Consider the following 1,364-nt stretch of genomic DNA (forward strand, 5'->3'; position numbering starts at 1 on the left):
CAGGTCCGCCGGGGCCGACGAAGTGATCGACCACACCACCACCGGCGTGCCCGCGGCGGTGTCCGAACCGGTCGACGTCGCACTCAACCTCGCCCGCCCCAAGCGGCAGCCCGTTTCCGCCCGCCGGACCGGACGGCGCGGGCAGCCCCCTACGGTGGCGCCCCAGCCACATCAGCAGCGCCTGACGCCCTTCAGCCACGTCCACCCCCCACCCGGCCATCAACTGCTCCACGCCCGCAAGCCATCGGGACCGGTCCGCTGTATCCCGCCGCCCCGCGCATTCGAAGTCCAGCATGGCGCCCGCGAGTTCCGCGGCCTCCGGGTAGATCACCAGCGGGGCCGCCCGCATCTCCCGCGCGTCCAGCCCAGCCGTCCAGGCCCGCCGCACCCAGCACACGGTGTCCGGCATCCGCGTCCACCAGTACACCGCCACCTGAAAGGCATCGGCGAACAACTCCTCACCCGCCGGCCCCCACCGCTCGGCCAGCTGCTGCCGCACCTGGTGCGCCGTCACCGTCTCGGGAAGTTCGGCCAGCTGCACGAAGTCCGGACCGCGGCCGCGGGAGTCGTCCGACCAGTAACCGTGCCGCACGCAGACCTGCCAGCTGTCCGGCGACATCAGCCACACCGCCTCGCCGACACCCAGGGCATCAGCACACAGCGGGCAGTACCGCACGAGGTGCCCCGCCACAGGCTCCCAGCGCCACCTCCACTGCGCCGCCTCCAGGCCGGGCAGCAGGTGTGCCGCGCCCAGGCTGGGCAGATCCTGCTGCAGAAGACCAGCCGCACGGTCAGCAAGGACAGCCAGACAGCGCAGCCCCGCCTCGTTCATGTACATCTCGGTGGACTGCGGGTACTTCTCCACCCGCTCGGGGTACGCGGATGCCTCGCCCTGCCCGACGCGGTCGAGAAAAGCAGCCAGGCTCAGGCCGTTGGCGTGTGCGAGCCGGTTCACGAACGACCCCGTCGACTCACCCGGCACCGGCCCCACACGCAGCGGCAGCGGCCAGCGAGGCCCGTACAGACCGGGATCGTCCAGCACCGCTTCCCTTCCGCCGAAGCCGTCACCGAGAATCACCGTGACCGGCCCGCCAGCGGGCGGTCAAGAACACCGACACTCGTTCAGGTGAACCCAGGCGAACGCCCAGCCACGGCCTCGCACACTCCTTCCACCCTGTGAACCAGGTGCCTGTGCACACCGTCACCCGGGGGAGGACCATGGCCACGACGACACGCATCCGCCCGGACACGACCGCCCCCGCGACCGCCGTGAGGTTCCCCCGAGATGCGGGGATGGGTGACAGGGGGTCAGATGGGTCTCACGAGAGGAGCCCAGACGATGCCTGCCCCGAGGAAGTACCCGC

The 1,364-nt window shown here is 71.3% G+C and carries 1 protein-coding gene; it reads right to left on the reverse strand.

Annotation, left to right across the window (positions count from 1 at the left end):
- A partial coding sequence (locus AB0958_RS45130; RefSeq protein ID WP_366896293.1) for a TniQ family protein occupies positions 1–955 on the reverse strand: 955 nt, incomplete at its 3' end.
- Positions 956–1,364 lie beyond the last annotated feature (409 nt).

It is taken from the genome of Streptomyces sp. NPDC006655 (genome assembly GCF_040703965.1).
Taxonomy (GTDB): Bacteria; Actinomycetota; Actinomycetes; order Streptomycetales; family Streptomycetaceae; genus Streptomyces.